Annotated in this window: 14 protein-coding genes and 1 rRNA gene; 2 read left to right on the forward strand and 13 right to left on the reverse strand. The window is 68.1% G+C overall.

Annotated features, from left to right (window positions below):
- Window positions 1-893: ribosomal RNA gene (locus tag ACFFJD_RS01115) — 16S ribosomal RNA — on the reverse strand; the annotation flags it as partial.
- Between the two features lie 501 nt (window positions 894-1,394).
- On the opposite strand from ACFFJD_RS01115, the gene mftM reads away from it, so the two are divergent.
- Window positions 1,395-2,189 (forward strand): mycofactocin oligosaccharide methyltransferase MftM, encoded by a 795-nt coding sequence (gene mftM / locus ACFFJD_RS01120; RefSeq protein WP_382359647.1) that lies wholly within the window; start codon window positions 1,395-1,397, stop codon window positions 2,187-2,189.
- On the opposite strand, the gene ACFFJD_RS01125 is transcribed toward mftM, so the two are convergent.
- The 7 genes from ACFFJD_RS01125 to murA all read right to left on the reverse strand — a co-directional run bounded on the left by ACFFJD_RS01125 (window position 2,182) and on the right by murA (window position 10,779).
- Window positions 2,182-2,853 (reverse strand): MadR family response regulator transcription factor, encoded by a 672-nt coding sequence (locus ACFFJD_RS01125; protein ID WP_382359650.1) that lies wholly within the window; start codon window positions 2,851-2,853, stop codon window positions 2,182-2,184. The genes mftM and ACFFJD_RS01125 overlap by 8 nt on opposite strands.
- Complete coding sequence (locus tag ACFFJD_RS01130) at window positions 2,850-4,175, reverse strand: MadS family sensor histidine kinase (protein WP_382359653.1); 1,326 nt, start codon at window positions 4,173-4,175, stop codon at window positions 2,850-2,852. Before ACFFJD_RS01130 ends, ACFFJD_RS01125 begins: the two co-directional genes overlap by 4 nt.
- A gap of 2 nt (window positions 4,176-4,177) precedes the next feature.
- Window positions 4,178-5,356, reverse strand: a complete 1,179-nt coding sequence (locus ACFFJD_RS01135; RefSeq protein ID WP_382359656.1) for an iron-containing alcohol dehydrogenase — start codon at window positions 5,354-5,356, stop codon at window positions 4,178-4,180.
- A 51-nt stretch (window positions 5,357-5,407) separates the two neighbouring features.
- A complete protein-coding gene (gene madC / locus ACFFJD_RS01140) occupies window positions 5,408-6,949 on the reverse strand; it encodes a MadC family VWA domain-containing protein (protein ID WP_382359865.1) in 1,542 nt (513 codons plus the stop codon).
- Window position 6,950: 1 nt separating this feature from the next.
- Entirely contained in the window at window positions 6,951-7,982 is a 1,032-nt protein-coding gene (locus tag ACFFJD_RS01145; protein ID WP_382359659.1) for a MadB family AAA-type ATPase, read from the reverse strand.
- Between the two features lie 112 nt (window positions 7,983-8,094).
- Window positions 8,095-9,366, reverse strand: a complete 1,272-nt coding sequence (gene mdo / locus ACFFJD_RS01150; protein WP_382359662.1) for an NDMA-dependent methanol dehydrogenase — start codon at window positions 9,364-9,366, stop codon at window positions 8,095-8,097.
- Window positions 9,367-9,516: 150 nt separating this feature from the next.
- Complete coding sequence (gene murA / locus ACFFJD_RS01155) at window positions 9,517-10,779, reverse strand: UDP-N-acetylglucosamine 1-carboxyvinyltransferase (RefSeq protein WP_382359665.1); 1,263 nt, start codon at window positions 10,777-10,779, stop codon at window positions 9,517-9,519.
- Between the two features lie 86 nt (window positions 10,780-10,865).
- On the opposite strand from murA, the gene ACFFJD_RS01160 reads away from it, so the two are divergent.
- Window positions 10,866-11,456 carry a cob(I)yrinic acid a,c-diamide adenosyltransferase gene (locus ACFFJD_RS01160; protein ID WP_382359668.1) on the forward strand — a complete coding sequence of 197 codons (591 nt, stop codon included), beginning with the start codon at window positions 10,866-10,868 and terminating at the stop codon, window positions 11,454-11,456.
- 41 nt (window positions 11,457-11,497) lie between these two features.
- Here the strand turns inward: ACFFJD_RS01160 and ACFFJD_RS01165 are convergent, their stop codons facing one another.
- The 5 genes from ACFFJD_RS01165 to atpA all read right to left on the reverse strand — a co-directional run bounded on the left by ACFFJD_RS01165 (window position 11,498) and on the right by atpA (window position 16,498).
- Entirely contained in the window at window positions 11,498-11,950 is a 453-nt protein-coding gene (locus ACFFJD_RS01165; RefSeq protein WP_382359671.1) for a DUF2550 domain-containing protein, read from the reverse strand.
- Between the two features lie 89 nt (window positions 11,951-12,039).
- Window positions 12,040-12,417: an ATP synthase F1 subunit epsilon gene (gene atpC / locus ACFFJD_RS01170; RefSeq protein ID WP_382359674.1), complete on the reverse strand. Its 378-nt coding sequence runs from the start codon at window positions 12,415-12,417 to the stop codon at window positions 12,040-12,042.
- 9 nt (window positions 12,418-12,426) lie between these two features.
- The gene (gene atpD / locus ACFFJD_RS01175) at window positions 12,427-13,872 is read right to left on the reverse strand and encodes a F0F1 ATP synthase subunit beta (protein WP_382359677.1); all 1,446 of its coding nucleotides are present in this window, start codon (window positions 13,870-13,872) and stop codon (window positions 12,427-12,429) included.
- A 29-nt stretch (window positions 13,873-13,901) separates the two neighbouring features.
- A complete protein-coding gene (locus tag ACFFJD_RS01180) occupies window positions 13,902-14,861 on the reverse strand; it encodes a F0F1 ATP synthase subunit gamma (RefSeq protein WP_382359680.1) in 960 nt (319 codons plus the stop codon).
- Between the two features lie 2 nt (window positions 14,862-14,863).
- Window positions 14,864-16,498 (reverse strand): F0F1 ATP synthase subunit alpha, encoded by a 1,635-nt coding sequence (gene atpA / locus ACFFJD_RS01185; protein ID WP_382359683.1) that lies wholly within the window; start codon window positions 16,496-16,498, stop codon window positions 14,864-14,866.
- Window positions 16,499-16,540: the final 42 nt, after the last annotated feature.

Consider the following 16,540-nt stretch of genomic DNA (forward strand, 5'->3'; position numbering starts at 1 on the left):
GCCTTGCGGCCGTACTCCCCAGGCGGGGTACTTAATGCGTTAGCTACGGCACAGATCTCGTGAAATGAGACCCACACCTAGTACCCACCGTTTACGGCGTGGACTACCAGGGTATCTAATCCTGTTTGCTCCCCACGCTTTCGCTCCTCAGCGTCAGTTACTACCCAGAGACCCGCCTTCGCCACCGGTGTTCCTCCTGATATCTGCGCATTTCACCGCTACACCAGGAATTCCAGTCTCCCCTGTAGTACTCAAGTCTGCCCGTATCGCCTGCACGCCTACAATTGAGTTGCAGGATTTCACAGACGACGTGACAAACCGCCTACGAGCTCTTTACGCCCAGTAATTCCGGACAACGCTCGCACCCTACGTATTACCGCGGCTGCTGGCACGTAGTTGGCCGGTGCTTCTTCTCCAGGTACCGTCACTTGCGCTTCGTCCCTGGCGAAAGGAGTTTACAACCCGAAGGCCGTCATCCCCCACGCGGCGTCGCTGCATCAGGCTTGCGCCCATTGTGCAATATTCCCCACTGCTGCCTCCCGTAGGAGTCTGGGCCGTGTCTCAGTCCCAGTGTGGCCGATCACCCTCTCAGGTCGGCTACCCGTCGTCGCCTTGGTGAGCCATTACCTCACCAACAAGCTGATAGGCCGCGGGCCCATCTCACACCGCAAAAGCTTTCCACCCCCAACCATGCAGTCAGAGGTCATATCCGGTATTAGACCCAGTTTCCCAGGCTTATCCCAGAGTGCAAGGCAGATCACCCACGTGTTACTCACCCGTTCGCCACNACTTCAAAAACAAAAACAAAATTCTTGTCCAAAAATCCTTGCTACCAGTCAAAACAAAACCGGCACAAGAAAATTTCTGTTACACACTATCGAGTTCTCAAAAAACACACACCCACCAACACCACACAACAAAAACATCGTGCGAACTTCAATGAGCAGAGCTTGTCGCCTGTCTCGCAGGCAACTGTTCCAGGCTACACCCGGAACTTCTTCTCGGTCAAGTCCGTGTGCTGCACCCCACACTGGGCGGGCTGCTGGCACTCGGGCCGAGCGACTGCAATGTTATCCATTATCAGTCTTGGTTGTCAACCTCTTGGCTCGAATTTCCGGGGAAATCTTTGCGTCTTGGCGACCTGGACTAAGTTACACAGGCGCCAACGGGAACACAACTCAGCAGGTCAGCGCGATTTCTACGGCGGCACCTGGCCGACCGGACAGTGACTGCACCTGATCGGCCAGTGCCCCGACGCCCGGTACCGGACGTAACGTCGCCCTATGAACGGACTGATCGGGCCGACCACGGATGATCTCCCAGCGGGCGCTTCCTCAGCGCGCACTTGCTCAGCGGGCGCCTGCTCGGAGGCGGGCGAGTCGCACAGCCGGGATGTGGCGCGTCCCTACGGCGGGGAGCGGGACCTGGCGGTCCGGGCCGGCGCGTCCGGTTTTCGGGCCCGGTCGACGCCGGAGTCGTTGCGGCTGGAACATCCGCTCACCGCCGACACCGTGAGCGACCAGGAGATCGTCGCCGGCCTCTGCGGGCTGGTCGAGGAGGGCCTGATCGTCGGGCAGCAGGAGTTCGAGCGGGCCTTCACCGAGGTGGTGCAGACCTGTGCGCCCGATCCGGACGCGGCGTGGCGGCACTTCTACCGCAACTCCGTGCGCGAGCTGCGCAGCGTGGACGCCGACTTCAGTCCGGTGCATCGACGCGCACGCTCACTCCTGGTGGGCACCTCGGTCCTCGAGGTGGGCTCGTGCTTCGGTCTGCTCGCACTGCAATGCGCCCAGGACGGGTACCGGGTCAGTGCCTGCGACATCTGCCCGGGCGCGTTGGAACTGCTCGACGCCGCGGCCGCCGATTTCGGCGTCGCGCTCTCGACCACGCTCGCCGACGCCCGGGCGCTCCCCTACCCCTCCGATTCGTCCGACACTGTGACGTTGATCCATCTCCTCGAGCACCTCGACGGCGCCGACGTGGACGCGGCCATCGGCGAAGCGCTGCGCGTGGCCCGCCGGCGCGTGGTGATCGCGGTCCCCTACGAACAGGTGCCGAACGAGCACTTCGGACACCGACTCTCGCTCTCGGAGGACGATCTGCGGCGCTGGGCCGCACGGTGGCCGGACTACTCCGCCGCGATCTTCGACGACCACGGCGGATGGCTGGTGCTCGAGCCGCTCAGATGAGACCCCGCTTGCTCGCCACGTAGACCGCGTCGGTGCGCTTGGAGACCCCGAGCTTGCGGATCAGGTTCCGGATGTGGAATTTGACCGTCGATTCGGAGATGTACAGGCGGCGCCCGATCGCCGGGTTCGACAGCCCGTCGGCCATCAGCCGCAACACCTCGCGCTCGCGATCGGTCAGCTCCGCGCTCACGTCACGCTCCCCCGACATGGCGCGCATGACGATCATTGAACTGCGCGGATCGAAGGCGCTGCCGCCGTCGGCCAGCGCCCGGATCGCGCGGACGAGTTCGGTGGTGTCGACGTCCTTGACCACGTAACCGCGCGCGCCGGCGCGGACGGCCCGCACCACCAGCTCGTCGTCGAGGAACGTGGTGAGCACCAGGATCGACAGGTCGGGATTCCACCGGTGCAGCTCAGCGATCAGCCGCATGCCCTCGTAGTCGGTACCCGCGGTGAGTTTGAGATCGACCACCACCACGTCCGGGCGCGCATGCGCGACCTCGGCCAATGCCCCCTCGTACGTCCCGGCCTCCCCCACGACGGCGATGCCCTCGTGCCGATCGAGCAGCGCCCGCAGACCCTCGCGCAGCACGGCGTGATCGTCGACCAACACGGTGCGGATCGTCGGTGGGTGGAGCTTGTCCTGGCTTGCCTCGGCGGTCATGCCGGTCCCCTTTCGTCGAGTGGGATCTCCACGGCGATGCGAATGCCACCGGCGCGCGATCGGCGGATCCGCAGCGAACCGCCGAGTTCGGTGGCGCGCGAGGCCATGTTGGCCAGTCCGCGGCGGCGGCCGCCCGCCGTGTCGCCTGCCGAGGCCGCGCGCAGCAGGCTGCGCAGCTGGCCCGGGTCACCGTGTCCGTCGTCGTCCACGGCCAGCAGGATCCGGTCGTCGGCGTATCCCAGGCTCACCGTGACGTGACTCGCCGCGGCGTGCACCGCGGCGTTGAACAGCGACTCACCGGCGATGCGCAGCACCGCGTGCTGGATCTCGCCGGGCAGTTCCCGGGGTCGGCCGCGCACCACCACCGTGGCCTCGGTCTGGGCCGGCATGTGCAGCTCGCACAGCCGATCGAGGGCTTCGGCGATGCTCGCCGACGGATCGCTGGCGTCGTTGAGCGTGTAGATCACGTTGCGCAGCTGTGCCACCGCCTCCCGCGACAGCAGCATGGCCTTGTCCAAGTGGTCGGCCACCTCCGCGTCGACGTGGCCGCGACACAGTTCGATCTGCAGGCCGGCCGACAGCACCGACTGCCCCACCGAGTCGTGCAGCTCGCGGGCGATGCGCGAACGTTCGGCATTGAGCAGCGCGGTGCGCTGCACCGCCGACAACTCACGCTGCGTGCGTTCGAGCTCGGCGTTGCGGTCGGCCAACTCGGTGGCCCGCCGCCGGGTCTCGAAGAAGAGTTCGGAGTTGACCATGGCGACCGCCGTCTGCCGCGCCAGGATCTGCAGGACCTGCAGATCGGACTGGTCGATGAGCCGATCGGCCGGGGTCCACGCCGACAGGCCGCCCACCAGCCGCCCCCGATACTCGATCGGCACGTGCACGTGGTGGTCGTCGACGATGGGCGCGGCCAGCACGGTGCGCTCCCCGCGCAGCAGGTCGATGAGACGGTTGAGCACCTCGGGCGGCAACTCGGTCGGCGAATGCGCGACGCTGACCCCCTCGAAGGCGAGGATCCCTCGATCGGGCGCGGCGATCAGATGGCGCGGCGCGGCCTGCTCCAACTGGCCGTCGGCCAGCGCGAAGACCACCCACTGCGCCGTGAGGTGTTCGCGTACCGTCTCCACCACCTCGACGACCAGTCGTTCCGGCCCCTGATCGGTCTGCGCCAGCGCCCCCGAGATCCCCTCCAGTGCCGCCATGACCCGGTGCAGGCGCGCTTCGCTGCCCCGGAACTGGGCGTAGTGCCCGCCCTTGACGCTGGTCAGCCCGACCAGACTCGCGAGATCGTCGCGCGGCGCGGGGGACGGCGTGTTCACGGCTACAGCGCTGCCCGGTAGACGTCCAGGATCCCGTCCGCCTCCGGGCGGCGCGGGTTGGTCAGCATGCAGGAGTCGGCCAGCGCGCGTTCGGTGAGCAGTTCCAGGTCACCCGCGCGCACGCCGAGCGGGGTCAACGTCGACGGCATGCCGACGCGCTCGGCGAGACCGGCGACCTCGTCGGCCAGCCGGTCGGCGACCAGTCGGGCCCCGCCGGCCGCGGAGATGCCGATCGCGTCGGCGAGCTCGGCGAAGTCGTCGGCGCAGACCTCGGCGTTGTACCGGATCACATGCGGCAGCAGCACCGAATTGACGGTCCCGTGCGGCGCATCGCAGTAGCCGCCCACCGGATGACTCATCGCGTGCGCGGCGCCGAGGATCGCATTGGTGAACGCCATCCCCGCGCGCATCGCCGCGAGGGACATCTCCGAACCCGCGTCGGCGTCGTCGGGCGCCTGCACCAGCCGTTCCAGGTTGGTCCACACCCCGGTCAACGCCTCCACCGCGAGCGCATCGGTGAGGCGGCCGCGCGCCAGGGAGACGAAGGCCTCGACGCAGTGGGTGAGGGCGTCCATCCCGGCCTGCGCGATCACCTCCGGCGGCGCGGTGGACACCAGCTCCGGATCGACCACCGCCACGTTCGGCACCAGGGTGCGCCCGACGATGGTCACCTTGGTGCGCCGCTCGGTGTCGTTGATGATGCAGAACTGCGAGACGTCGGCGCCGCTGCCCGCCGTCGACGGGATCGCCACCAGCGGCGGCAACGACACCGCGGCCTTGTCGATCCCCTCGTACTCCAGGATGTGTCCGCCGTTGGCGGCCAGCACCGCCACGCCCTTGGCCGTGTCGATGACCGACCCGCCGCCCAGGGCCACCAGACCGTCCGCGCGATGTTCGCCGTACGCCTCGCGCCCGGCGATCACCTCGCTGGAGCGCGGGTTGGGCGTCACGTCCAGGTAGGCCGCAGGCTGCAGACCGCGGCGGCGCAGGTCGGCGAGCAGTCGTTCGAACCACGGCGTTTGCGCCAGGTTGCGGTCGGCCACCACCAGCGGACGTTCCACGCCGAGCGCGGCGACGGCATTGGCCGCCTGCCCGAGGGCCCCCGGCCCGAACAGGATCTCCGGCGTCTGGAACTTGGTCAGCCGGTGCAGCCCCTGACCGCGCGGCGGGATCGACAACATCTGCCCGGCCACCTCCTCCTAGTCACGTACCCGATCGGTCCGGCCGCACTCTCAACGCAAGGCGGCGCCCAGTTCGTCGCACCGCTGCAGGACCTCGGCCCCGTCGCGTGCGCTCACCACTGCCGCACATTGTTCCGCGTAATCGGCCAGCGCACACCCGGTCTGGGACCAATAGCGTTCCGGTTCGGGCGTGAGCCAGGCGACCCGGTACGAGCGCCGGGCCACTTCGGCGAACAGGTCCACCCGCGGATCGAACGCGTTGTGCCGGGCGTCCCCGACCACCAGCACGCTGGTGCGGGAGGTGATCAGGTCCCCGTGCTCGTCGAGCAGCTCGTGCCACATGCGGCCGTAATCGCTCGTCGCGGACAGGTCCAGACCGTCGGCGGCCAGGACGGCGGCCAACGCGCCGTCGGGCGAGGCGCTGCGCAGGGCGGGGGTCACGCGGACGGGACGGTCGACGAAGGCCACCACCTCGCAGCGATCCCCGAACTTGTGCAGGGTCTGCGCCAACCGCAGGATGAAGCCGGTCACCGGGCGCACCGAGATCGACACGTCGACCAGGACCAGCAGCCGCACCGGACCGGGGGTGGTGCGCCGCCGCCACAACTCCAGCGGCACCCCGTCGGTGGCGACGGCCGCCCGCATGGTCCGCCGGAAGTCGAGCCGACCGGCGTTGGTCAAGCGGCTCACACGCCGCGGCGCGCCCCGCATCCGCTGCACCAACCGGTGACAGGCACGGTCGATGTCGGCTTGGTCGCGGTGCACGCGGGTGGGCGGATCCTCGACCGTGCTCAGCACCGGGGTGGCGGCGAGCCGATCGGTCAGCGCCTCGACGAAGCGGGTGAGCGCCTCCTCGAGTTCGGCGAGCGCCGCCGCATCCAGACCGGCGGCGCCGTCGACGCCGTAGGCGTGACGTCCGTCGGCGGCATCGAGGGCCCGCAGCAGGGCCGCCGCATCCGCGAGCTTCAGGGTGGTGCCCTCCACCCGGGTGGCCGCCGCGGTCAGTTCGCCCACCTGGGAGGCATCCGCGTGCTCGACCTCCACGGTGTAGGTGACGCCGCCGGAGACGCTGGAGTTCTCGGTGTCGACTTGGAGTTCCTCCGCGCCCCCGGAGACCGAGAAGTCGTTCTCCTCGCGGTGCGCGCTCTGCGCGTTCCGCTCGCGGGCGTCCGGATCGTCGGCCATCAGGTCGCCGATCTCCACGGTGTGTTCGTCCGCGCCGATCATGCGACCGCCGCCGGTGAAGTCCTCGTCCCAGTCGATGTCGTCGGGCAGGCCCGCCAGCAGACCCCGCACTCGCGGGATCGCGTCGCCCTCGTCGGCGGCGTGCCGACCGAGGAAGAAGAGGGCGAACGCCTCCTCGAATCCCTCGCGCTCGTAGCCGTACTTGACGGTGACCGCGCGCAGCGCCGTCCGCAGCGCCGCCGGGTCGCCGCCGCCCACCAGGTCCAGCACGCGGCAGATCTCGATGACCTCGGCCGGCGAGGCCTGCACCGAGAACAGGCGCAGGACCCGGCCGAACTCCACGGCCAGCCGGACCAGCAGCCGATCGGCCCCGGCCGCCGGCGACTGCACGTCGTCCGCGGCGCGCATGTCAGCGCCGAACGGAGCTGCGCGCACGACCGGCGCCGAATGCGCGTTCGGTGACGGTGCTGCCGGGGCTGCTGCCGTCCACGCCCACCGCGATCCGGTCGGGGTCGTCGGCGGCGAAGGCCCGGCGCACATGGTCGACGTCGGTGCCGAACTTGACCAGCAGCGACAGCAACGCGGGGTCCTGGCCGCCGACGGTCTCGCCGGTCGGCGGACCGTCCACCCGGGCCAGCCGCGAGGCCGCCCGCGCGGCGTCGATCACCTCGGCGATGGACGGGCTCTTGCGCAGGGGCAGCTCCCGCAGGCGTCGGGCCAGGTCCACGACGTCGGCGACCACCGACTCCTCCACTTCGGGGGCACGCACCGACACGATGCGGCGCTCGCGTTCGGCGTCGGGATAGTCCACCTGGAAGTGCAGGCAGCGTCGTTTGAGGGCGGGCGACAACTCGCGGGTGTCGTTGGAGGTGAGGATCACCCAGGGCGCCGAGCGCGCGGTGAAGGTACCCAGTTCCGGCACCGTCACCTGACGTTCGGCGAGCACCTCGAGCATCACCGCCTCCATCGCCTCGTCGGTGCGGTCCACCTCGTCGACCAGCAGCACCGTCGGCGTCTCGGCGACGATGGCGGCCATCAACGGCCGCGGGACGAGGAACTCTTCGCTGTAGACGCCGACCTCGGTCCGGGCCAGTGCCGACGAGGCCTCGGCCAGCGAGTCGTAGGTGGCCAGTTCGGCGCTGATCCGGTCGCGCAGCATCTGCACGTGCAGCAGTTGGCGGGCGTAGTCCCACTCGTACAGCGCCCGCGAGTCGTCGAGACCCTCGTAGCACTGCAGCCGAATCAGTTCCCGGCCGGCGGCCGCGGCCAGGGCCTTGGCCAGTTCGGTCTTGCCGACACCCGCCGGGCCCTCCAGCAGGAGCGGCCGGTCGAGCACCGTCGCCAGGTGGACCACCGTCGCCAGGTCCTCGGAAATCAGATAGCCCTGCTCGGCGAGGGCCGCGGACAGGTCCGTAGCGGTGGCGAAGTGGGTGTCGGTCATCGTGTCCTCATCTCGGTCGGGCGGACGCCCGTGCGGATCCTTGGCGGAAACGGCGAGGACCGCCGACCCCTGCGGGGGTCAGGGATCGGCGGTCCGCACCTGGCGTGCCTGGTCAGTAGCTGTCGACCATGGCGTGGCGAACCATCGGAATCATCGACTCGACGGTGCAGGTGCGCGGGTTGCCCGGCGTGCACCAGTCACCCATCATGTGCTCGGAGATCGCCCGGATCTGGGCCTCCGAGGTGTCGACGCCTTCGCCCTTGCCGGCGTACTTGCCGGTGTTCATCCGGTTCTTGTCGTAGCTGTTGACGTTCAGCTGACCGAAGTTGTCCGGGATACCGAGGTCCTTGGAGATCCGGATGGCCTCTTCGACGGCCGCGTCGGCGGCCTGGACCGTGCTCATGCGCGAGGTGTCCACGCCGAGCAGGGCGGCGATGTCGGCGAACCGCTCGTAGCGGGCGGGCAGGTTGTACTCCCACACGCGCGGCAGCGCGATCGCGTTGTTGAGACCGTGGTGGCTGTCGTAGAACGCGCTGAACGCGTGCGAAAGCGAGTGCACCAGACCCAGACCGCCGGAGTTGAACGCCTGCGCGGCGATGTACTGCGCATGCATCATGCCGGTGCGCGCCTCGAGGTTGTGCGGCTCGTAGACGGCGGTCCGCAGGTGCTTGGCGGTCAGTTCGATCGCGTACTTCGCGTTGCCGAGCGACGGGGCGAAGTCCAGCCGCGAGACGTACGGCTCACTGCAGTGCGCCAGCACGTCGAAACCGCAGAAGGCGGTGAAGTGCTCGGGGCACGAGTAGTACAGCAACGGGTCGTCGATGGCCAGATCCACCAGGCAGGTGTCGTCGAAGGCCACCCACTTGTGCGGGTTCTCCATGTCCGAGGTGTCGGTGATGACGTAGGCCCAGGAGGTCTCCGAGCCGGTGCCTGCGGTGGTGGAGACGGCGATGTGCTTGGGGTTCTCCTTGTTGGTGGCCTTGGAGAAGCCCTCGAACTCGTTGATGTTGCGGCCGTCGTGGGCGATCACCATGCGGGCGCCCTTGGCGGCGTCGTGGCTGGAGCCGCCGCCCACGGAGATGATGCCGTCGCACTTCTCGGACTGGTAGCGGGCCGCCGCGTCCATGCAGTTGTAGTCCTTGGGGTTGGACTCCACCTCGTCGAAGAGGACGACGTCCACGCCCTGCCACTCGATCTTGCCCTTGAGCTCGTCGATGATTCCCGAGCCGCGCAGGCCGGTGGTCATCAACAGCACGCGGGTCATGCCCAGTTCCTTGGCCTCCACGCCGATCATGTCGTGCGCACCGACCCCGAGCTTGGCCTTCGGGAAGGGGTGGAACTCCTTGATCGGGAAGTCCCAGATCTGATTCAGCTCAATTGCCATCGGATGTCTCCTTGTCGAACAGTCGTGGCAGATGTCTTTCTGACATCCCCAGACTGTCGCCCAGGTCACACCCGCGACAAGGGTCCCTGACCGGCCGACGCCGCGGACGGCCTCACCGGCCAGTGCCCGCCCTGTCCGGTCGGACAGGGCTCAGCTCGGGTCGACGACCCGCTCGATGGTGCCGCCGAGACGGCGCAGATGATCCTCGAAGTGCGGGTATCCGCGGTCGATGTGCTCGATGTCGTGCACCTCGGTGACCCCGTCGGCCACCAATCCGGCCAGCACCAGGCCGGCGCCGGCCCGGATGTCGCTGGACCACACCGGGGCGCTGGAGAGCTGCTCCACCCCGCGCACCACCGCGTGGTGCCCGTCGGTGCGCGCGTCCGCACCCAGTCGCACCATCTCCTCCACGAACCGGAAGCGCGCCTCGAAGACGTTCTCGGTGATCAGCGACAGACCCTCGGAGACCGTCGCCAATCCGATCGCCATCGGCTGCAGGTCGGTGGGATAACCGGGGAACGGCAGCGTGGCGGTGTCGACGGCGCGCGGCCGGCCCTCCTGGCGCACCCGGAATCCGTCGTCGAACTTGTCCACCTCGGCGCCGGCGTCCACGAGCTTCTTGAGCACCAGGCTCAGGTGCGCGGGATCGATGCCGCGCACCGTGACGTCGCCGCGGGTCATCGCCGCCGCGATCCCCCAGGTGCCGGCCACGATCCGATCCCCCACCACGTGATGGGTGGTCGGCGACAGCTCCGACACTCCGGTGACGGTGAGGGTGCCGCTCCCGATGCCCTCGACGCGCGCACCCATCTGGTTCAGCATGGTGCACAGGTCGACGATCTCCGGCTCCCGCGCGGCGTTGTCGATGGTGGTGACGCCGTCGGCCAGCACCGCGGCCATCAGAATGTTCTCGGTGGCCCCCACCGACGGGAACTCCAGGCTGATCGCGGCGCCGGTCAGCTTCTCGGCCTCGGCCACCACGCACCCGTGCTCGATCGCACTGTGCGCACCCAGCGCCCGCAGCCCCGACTGGTGCATGTCCAGCGGACGCGAACCAATCGCGTCGCCGCCGGGCAGCGCCACCACCGCGCGTTTGCAGCGCGCCATCAGCGGACCGAGCACACAGACCGAGGCCCGAAACTGCTTCACCGCGTCGAAGTCGGCGTGGTAACTGGGTTCGGCGGGCGAATCGATCACCACGGTCTCGCCGTCGATCTGCACCTGCGCGCCGAGTCCGCGCAGCACCTCGGCCATCAACGGGACGTCCGCGATCACCGGCACATTGGTCAGGATGGTCCGCCCCTCCGCCAGCAGGGCCGCGGCCATCAGCTTGAGAACACTGTTCTTCGCGCCGACCACGATCACCTCGCCCCGCAGGCGCGCACCACCGGTCACCAAATAGCGATCATTCACGGCGCTAGCTTAGGGCATCGGGCCGACGCGGACCCGCACCCGTGACGCACCTGACGCCGCCGAGGCGCCTGGCGTACCGTCGACGCATGGCTGTGCATCTGACGAAGATCTATACCCGCACCGGAGACGACGGCACCACCGGGCTCTCCGATTTCTCCCGTGTTCCCAAGACCGACGCCCGGGTGGTCGCCTATGCCGACTGCGATGAGGCCAACGCCGCGATCGGATTGGCCCTCACCCTCGGCGGCGACGTCCCCGCCGACATCGCCGAGGTCCTCGCGACGGTCCAGAACGACCTCTTCGACGCCGGAGCGGACCTGTCCACCCCAGTGGTGGAGAATCCCGAATACCCGCCCCTGCGTATCGAGCAGGGCTACATCGACGGCCTCGAGGCCTGGTGCGACGGCTTCGGCGCCGAACTCAAGCCGTTGGACTCGTTCATCCTGCCGGGCGGCACGCAGCTGTCGGCACTCCTGCACCAGGCGCGGGTCATCACCCGCCGCGCCGAGCGTTCGGCGTGGGCCGCGGTCGCCGCGTTCCCGGACGACACCGGGGTGCTGCCCGCCAAGTATCTGAATCGGCTCTCGGACCTGCTGTTCATCCTGGGCCGCGTGGCCAACGTCCGCGCCGGCCAGACCGACGTCAAGTGGGTTCCGGGCGCCAACCGCAATCGCTGACGCCCACACACGACTCGGGGATCGGTCGATTCGGGTATCGGTCAATCGCGTGCGCCGCGGCGACGAGAACGTCGCGGCGGACGCGATTCCAACCACGACGACAGTGCCGTCACCAGGATCGGCGCCATCGCGATCTCGTAGTCCCCGCCCGAGGGTCCCGCACCGCTCACGTGCACCTGGAGCACCACCACGTCCGGATCCATGATCTCGGCCTCGGTGCCCTCCGGCGAACGCCGCGACCGGACCTCCACGAGCCCGCGCGGGAGTGCCAGCGTCGGTCCCGGCAGCAACGCACTCAGCCGGTAGTAGACCAACGCGTACTCGGTGTAGTGCACCGAGCCGTGTCGCCACCCGCGGTCGCTCTCGGCCGGCAGGGCCCGCAGGATCACCGGGGTGCCCGCACGCCGCACCTCGCGCAGCCGGTAGAGCAGTCCGGCACCCAGCAGCAGCGCACCGACGACCAGCGCCAGGACCAACCAACCCCACCACGCCATACGGTGCACCCTTCAGGTAGACGAAAACGTCACCAGCCGCCCCGCCAAGCGGGACGGCTGGTGACGTGAATCATGTCAGACTCGGACCGTCAACTCACAGCTTCGACGGCACGAATCCGCGAACGGGCCTGCAGGTACGCTGCGGTCCCCTCCTCCGCCGCCTCGAGGGCGGCGCGTTCTGCGGCCAGATCGATCTCGTCAGCGAGCTGAGCCGACTCGGCCAGCACCTTGACGTCGGTACCGGTCACGTTCAGGAACCCGCCCTGGGCCGCGACGGCCAGCTTGGTGCCGTCGGCCATGGTGACCACGACGCAGCCGCCCGGCGCGAGCTCAGAGAAGAGAGGCGCGTGGCTGGCCAGGATCCCGACCTCACCGTCCGTCGTCTGCGCCCGCAGGAACGTCGCGTCCCCGGAGTACAGCATCTGGTCGGGTGAGACCACGTCCACTCGGAAGGTCTTGTCAGCCATGGTCCGCGACTACTTTCCGGCGATCTTCGCGGCGGCAGCCTCGACGTCGTCGAGTCCACCGCAGCTGTTGAAGGCCTGCTCCGGGTAGTGGTCGAACTCGCCCTTGCACACGCGATCGAAGGCGTCGATGGTATCCGCGAGCGGCACGACCGAACCGACCTGACCGGTGAACTTCTCGGCGACGAGGAAGTTCTGGCCGAGGAACTTCTGGATACGACGGGCGCGGCCGACGGTCACCTTGTCCTCTTCGGAGAGCTCGTCCATACCCAGGATGGCGATGATGTCCTGCAGTTCCTTGTACTTCTGCAGGATCCGCTTGACCTCGTTGGCGACGCGGAAGTGCTCGTCGCCCACGATCGAGGCCTCCAGGATGCGCGAGGTCGAGGTCAGCGGGTCCACGGCCGGGTAGATACCCAGCTGCGAGATCGGACGCGAGAGCTCGGTGGTGGCATCCAGGTGGGCGAAGGTGGTCGCCGGCGCCGGGTCGGTGTAGTCGTCGGCGGGGACGTAGATCGCCTGCAGCGAGGTGATCGAACGACCCTTGGTCGAGGTGATCCGCTCCTGGAGCTCACCCATCTCGTCGGCCAGCGTCGGCTGGTAACCCACGGCCGAAGGCATACGACCCAGCAGGGTCGAGACCTCGGAACCGGCCTGGGTGAACCGGAAGATGTTGTCGATGAACAGCAGCACGTCCTGGTGCTGCACGTCGCGGAAGTACTCGGCCATGGTCAGGGCCGACAGGGCGACGCGCATACGCGTGCCTGGGGGCTCATCCATCTGGCCGAAGACGAGGGCGGTGTCCTGAAGGACGCCCATCTCTTCCATCTCCAGGTGGAGGTCGGTGCCCTCACGGGTACGCTCACCGACGCCCGCGAACACCGAGGTGCCGGAGAACTCGCGAGCGATACGGGTGATCATCTCCTGGATCAGAACGGTCTTGCCGACACCGGCACCACCGAACAGACCGATCTTGCCGCCCTTGACGTACGGGGTCAGCAGGTCGATGACCTTGATGCCGGTTTCCAGGATCTCGGTCTTACCCTCGAGCTGGTCGAAGGCCGGCGGCTTGCGGTGGATGCCCCACTGCTCGCCGTCGCGGCCGGTGCCCGGCGCGTCCAGGCAGTCGCCCAGAGCGTTGAACACGTGGCCCTTGACGACGTCGCCGACGGGCACCGAGATCGGCTTGCCGGTGTCGGTGACGGCGGCACCGCGGACGAGTCCGTCGGTGGGCTGCATGGAGACGGTGCGCACCACGTTGTCGCCGAGGTGCTGGGCGACCTCGAGGGTCAGCACCTTGGCCACGGCCGGGAGGGTGACCTCGGCGTGGAGAGCGTTGAACAGGTCCGGAACGGCGCCGCGCGGGAACTCGACGTCGACGACCGGGCCGATGACCCGGGCGACGCGACCGGCGGTCGCCGAGGCGGCGGCGGTCGGGTCGGTGACTGCTGCAGTCATGGTTTTTTCTCTTTCCTCGATATGTCTTGTCAGTGCGCGAGCGCTTCGACGCCGCCGACGATCTCGCTGATTTCCTGGGTGATCTGCGCCTGGCGGGCCGCGTTGGCCTGCCGGCTCAGGTTCTTCTCCAGCTCCGTCGCGTTGTCGGTGGCCGCCTTCATGGCGGTACGACGTGCGGCGCTCTCCGAAGCGGCCGAGTCGAGCAGCGCGGCGAAGATCCGCGCGGCCACGTACTTCGGCAGCAGTGCGTCGAGCAGCGCATTCGCGTCGTCGCCACCGAACTCGATATCGGCCTGCACCCCTTCCGAGGGTGCCTCGTCGAGCATGTCGCGGCCCAGGTTCATCTGCTGCAGCTCGAAGTCGACGTCGATGGGCGCCATACGGCGGACCACCGGCTGCTGCGACAGCATGGACACGAAACGCGTGTAGACGATGTGCAACTCGTCGACGCCCTCGATCTCCCCGCTGCCGTCGGGCAGCGGCACGTTCTCGCCGTTACCGGCCAGGAACGAGTCGACCAGGTGCTTCACCGCGGCCGCGCCGTCGGCGAAGACCGGCTGCTGCGAGAAGCCCGACCAGCTGCCGGCGATCGGACGATCGCGGAAGGTGTAGTACCCGATGCCCTTGCGGCCCATCACGTACAGCACCGGCGTCTTGCCCTCGGAGCGGAGCAGCGAGAGCAGCTCCTCGGTCTCCTTGAGCACGTTCGAGTTGTAGCCACCGCACTGGCCGCTGTCGCTGGTGACCACCAGGACGGCCGAGCGCTTGGGATCGTGCCGTGCGTTGAGCAGCGGAATCTGATCCAAGTTGGCCCGGCTGGCCAGCGAGGTGACCACCTCGGTGATCTCCTCGGAGTAGGGACGAGCGGCGGCCACTCGTGCCTGAGCCTTGGTGATACGCGAGGTCGCGATCAGCTCCTGCGCCTTCGTGATCTTCTTGGTCGACTCGATCGACCGGATCCGCGAACGCAGTTCCCGAATGGAAGCCATGACTACTTCGTCTTCTTCGTCACTCGGATCGTCTCGGGCTCGACGTCCTCAGCGGCCAACGGGTCGGCGTCGACCTCGACCACTCGCGAGCCGTCCGAGGCGATGAAGCCGGCCTTGAAGTTGTCGGTGGCCGTGGCCAGTGCGGCCTTGTCCTCCGCGCTCAGCTTCTTGCCGCCCTCGATGTTGGCGTAGACGCCCTTGGCGCTGTGGTGCAGGTCGCCCAGCAGCTCGGCCTCGAAGCGACGGATGTCGGCGACGGGCACCGAGTCCATGAAGCCTTCGCCACACAGGTACAGCGAGACGATCTGGTCCTCGACGGCGGCCGGGGTGTACTGATCCTGCTTGAGCAGTTCCACCCAGCGGGCACCGCGCTCGAGCTGAGCCTTCGACGCGGCGTCCAGGTCCGAAGCGAAGGCCGAGAAGGCTTCCAGCTCACGGAACTGGGCCAGTTCCAGACGCAGCGAACCGGAGACGTCCTTCAGACCCTTGGTCTGGGCGGCGCCACCGACACGGGAGACCGAGATACCGACGTTGATGGCCGGACGGACGCCCTTGTTGAACAGGTCCGACTCCAGGAAGACCTGGCCGTCGGTGATCGAGATGACGTTGGTCGGAATGAACGCCGAGACGTCGTTGGCCTTGGTCTCGATGATCGGCAGACCGGTCATCGAACCACCGCCGAGCTCGTCGGACAGCTTGGCGCAACGCTCCAGCAGACGCGAGTGCAGGTAGAAGACGTCACCCGGGTACGCCTCGCGGCCCGGCGGGCGACGCAGCAGCAGCGAGATGGCGCGGTAGGCCTCAGCCTGCTTCGACAGGTCGTCGAACACGATGAGGACGTGCTTGCCCTGGTACATCCAGTGCTGGCCGAGGGCCGAGCCGGTGTACGGAGCCAGCCACTTGAAGCCGGCCGAGTCGGACGCGGGGGCGGCGACGATGGTGGTGTACTCCATCGCTCCGGCCTCTTCCAGCGCGGTCTTGACACCGGCGATGGTCGAACCCTTCTGGCCGATGGCGACGTAGATGCAGCGAACCTGCTGCTCCGGGTCGCCGGTCGCCCAGTTGTCCTTCTGGTTCAGGATCGCGTCGATGCAGACCGCGGTCTTACCGGTCTTACGGTCGCCGATGATCAGCTGACGCTGGCCGCGGCCGATGGCGGTCATGGCGTCGATGGCCTTGATACCGGTGGCCAGGGACTCCTCGACCGGCTGGCGCTCGAGCACCGAGGCGGCCTGCAGTTCCAGGACGCGCTCTTCGTCGGACTCGATGGTGCCCAGGCCGTCGATCGGCTGGCCGAGCGGGTTGATGACGCGACCGAGGAAGCTGTCGCCGACCGGCACCGACAGCACGTTGCCGGTCCGCTTGACTTCCTGGCCCTCTTGGATGTTCTCGTAATCACCCAGGATGACGGCGCCGACCGCATCCAGGTCGAGGTTCAGTGCGACACCGCGGATACCACCGGGGAACTCCAGCAGTTCGTTCGCCATGGCGCCGGGCAGTCCGCTCACATGAGCGATGCCGTCGCCGGTGTCGGTGACGAGGCCGATCTCTTCACGAGTGGCCTCCCCGCGCACCTCCTCGGTGTAATTTGCGATCGCGCTCCGAATCTCATCGGAGGAGATGGTCAACTCGGCCATATTCCTGCCTGCTCTTCCTGGGCTTGCTTAAAGGGTTGGGGA

It is taken from the genome of Gordonia phosphorivorans, from assembly GCF_042432625.1.
Taxonomy (GTDB): Bacteria; Actinomycetota; Actinomycetes; order Mycobacteriales; family Mycobacteriaceae; genus Gordonia; species Gordonia phosphorivorans.